General features: G+C 35.1%; 2 protein-coding genes. Both read right to left on the bottom strand.

The window, feature by feature from the left end; genetic code table 11:
• The coding region (locus tag GCA01S_RS18740) for a 3'-5' exonuclease (RefSeq protein WP_042412471.1) at positions 1 to 1,736 on the bottom strand (1,736 nt) is incomplete at its 3' end.
• A gap of 231 nt (positions 1,737 to 1,967) precedes the next feature.
• The gene (locus GCA01S_RS18735) at positions 1,968 to 3,080 is read right to left on the bottom strand and encodes a DNA cytosine methyltransferase (protein WP_042412468.1); all 1,113 of its coding nucleotides are present in this window, start codon (positions 3,078 to 3,080) and stop codon (positions 1,968 to 1,970) included.
• Between the last annotated feature and the right edge of the window lie 140 nt (positions 3,081 to 3,220).

The raw sequence follows: 3,220 nt of genomic DNA, 5'->3' as shown, positions 1-3,220 counted from the left end.
ATATTATCAATGTTCACAATAAAAACCGCTTGAAAATCAAGACCTTTGCTACTTTCGATCGTGCTTATTTTCACTTTACCGTCATCTCGCAAAAACGTTCGTTTGGCTGTTTCATCTTCCGTTAGCCAATAATAAGGAATTTTCTCTTTTTCGAGAGCTCGCTTAATCACACCAATAATATCTTGCAGATGTGTTCGTTTTACCCGGTATAAAATAAGTATTTCTGAATACGGAACCTTTTTCTCGTTATGTAATATTTGAATTTGTTTTGCGACTTCTTTCATTTCATTCGCAAAATTATTTGCTTTTAATATTACTGGTTCCGGTCCTTTTCTCCTTGTACTTTGTGGGGTAATAATTTCTCCTTCAAAATCCCGATGAGCCACTTTATTTTTCAGCACCGAATGAGTACGGTAAAAATCCCAAGCAAAATTCACAATTTGTGCTGTATTACGATAATTGATCGTTAATACTTTGGACCGTCCCTGGAAATTTAAGCCCATATCTTGGACATAAGACCGTTTTCGTTTATAAATCGTTTGTGCTCGATCCTCTACAAGAAGAAGCGACTGTGTTTCCGGATTTAGTAGTTTGCTAATAAGCGCCAACCAATCCGAAGAAAAATCTTGTCCTTCATCTACTAAAATAGCATCATATGTTGGCAAAATCGCTTCACCTTTCTCAAGTTTCTCTAATATATATGGAATTTGTTGTTCAGTAATTTTTAAGTCATGCTTAAGCCATTCATGGAAATTGCGCACAATAATTTGACCATATTCAACATCAGCTTGTTCATCTTTTTGCGTAAAATCAAATAGCGAATCTGGTTCTCTTAACATATGGTATATCATTTGTCTAATCCCTTGAGCCAACGAGATATTGTAACACAAAATTAAGATTTTCCAATTTGGATGCTCCTTTGCTAGTAGCTTCGCACGACTAACTAATATAAGTGTCTTGCCACTTCCCGCCACTCCACGAATAAGTCGATGTTTATCTCCAATTTGTTTTGCCAAATTTTCTTGGTGCAAATCCATCGCCTTAATATCATGAAGAGAAAGCAAAATTTGATCTTGATATATAACCGGTGGACGAAACTCCGCACTAATTCGAACTTCTGGAAAAAGATGATAGCGAATCGCATCAATTTCTTCTTTCGTTAAAGGATTTCGCAAACGATATGGAACGACAAACATATTTAATATTTTTTCAAATAACACTTCCTCGCTAAATGATTCTTTATCTGGATCAATTTCATCGCGTAATAAACAAAGATTGGGGTCAATCACTGGATAAAGTTGCTTTTTTACTAAATCTTTCTGTGTTAAACGAGTAAACACAACCCCATACCCGTAAGGAAATTTTAATTGAAATCGATATTTTCCTTCTAAGTGCACTAAGTTTTTGTCTCTTTTTAATACATTCACAATATGAAAAGCATTTTCACGCGCTTGTTTAAACGGACTTTTTACCGCAGTTTGTTCTCCTGCTCTATTTACAATCGTCCACTCATCATTGTTTAGTTGAAGAAGCGTAGACAGCGTATAGTCTTTTACTTCCAAAACGACAATCCCTAAATCTGGACCAATGATGACAAAATCAGGACGTCTCCCTTGAATTTCTGGCTCATAATATACGATATAATCATCGGGTAAGAATGTTTTCAACGTTCGAAACAGCAATCGTTCCCCAGCCGTTGCACTTGAACGAATGATTTCTGGAACCGTATATGCCATATATTTCAGCTCCAATATTTCAGCTTCATCCTATCCGGCGTGCCTAAAATCTTGGAATTTATATTAAAATCTGTTTAGAGTAGAATCTAATAACTTTAGATTAAAAGTAAGTAAAGAAGTAAAGAAAAATAAATTTTATCTTCTTTGTTATACTTAAACAATATTCGGATATCCATAAAAAGTAAGACATGGAAAGATAATTATTCACTATTTGACCTTATTCCAAAACTCTTAGTTAGTAAGAGATTGTAAAGGTTCATTTGATTTTAATAATTCTTCTATATTCCATTTTGGTTCCACAAATTCATAAGGAATACCGGCAAAAGTTTTTAATATTGCCTCAAAAATAACTTTTGCTGCTTTTGGAGGAACAGCCATTCCAATTTGCTGACGTACTTTTTCTTTGCTTCCTTCAAAAATAAAATCATCAGGAAAAGTTTGTAACCTAGCTCTTTCTCTATTCGTTAATGCTCTTGGTTCTTCCCAATGGTATACATGAGTACCTCCCCCGCCACTTCCTGTTATAGTATATGAAGGATAATCAGGATGAAGTCTTCTATAAATTTGACTCATTCGAGTGCGTTTTACCTTTAGTCGAAGTTCTTCAGGAATTCCTTCATACCATGCATTTTCTCCTGGAGGTATATATTTCAACATTTCAACTGTTTTTGCTTTGTGACGAGTAAATTCATGATTCGGTGCATCTGCCGGTATTGGCGGATTAGTAATAGCTTCTCTCGAAGTAATGTAACAATCTGGCGTTGTCGGCGCGGGAACTTTAAACTCTACATTTTGGTCACTACGGATACCCACAATAATAATTCGGTGACGAGTCTGCGGCACTCCATATTCTTCGAACTTATATAAATGAGGAACAAGCTTATATCCTTTTCCAGCTTCAGATAGTTTTCTTAATATCTGAATAAAAGCCTTCCCGTCATTTACACTCTTAAGTCCACCTACATTTTCTGCTACAAAAAATAAAGGATTATGATAATTAATGACTTTTATCCCATAGGTATAAAGTGAACCGTATTTTCCCTCTATACCCTTTTGTTCTCCCACAATGCTATAATCATTGCAAGGAAAACCAAAAGAGAATGCATCTATTGGAGGTAAACTCTCAATATCCAAATCCTTGACATCCTTTACATATACAGTAGGATCATCTGGATTACCACAAATATTCCTACGATAAGTTTTACATGCTGATTCACAGTAATCAACTGCCCAAGCATGATTAATCTTGTAAATATTTCCGTTTTCATCAGTTACTTTTGCCCACTTTGCACCTAAAGCAAGTCCTCCTGGGCCACAAAACAGTTCTCCTTTACGAAATATCATTTTTTCCCCTCCAACGTCTCTGTCTTTCTGAAATATTGGCAATACTACACCATGTGGTATTGGAGGAATCATAAGTCATGATATCAATTAATTTAATTTGACGATTTACCTAATATTTTTAATTTGACATCACCATAATA

This window comes from Parageobacillus caldoxylosilyticus NBRC 107762 (assembly GCF_000632715.1).
GTDB classification, from domain to species: Bacteria; Bacillota; Bacilli; order Bacillales; family Anoxybacillaceae; genus Saccharococcus; species Saccharococcus caldoxylosilyticus.
This window is presented reverse-complemented; position numbering and strand designations above follow the sequence as displayed.

Coding starts and splice junctions, on each gene's coding strand:
- GCA01S_RS18735 (WP_042412468.1), bottom strand. CDS start 3,080: ATGATATTTCGTAAAGGAGAACTGTTTTGTGGCCCAGGAGGACTTGCT.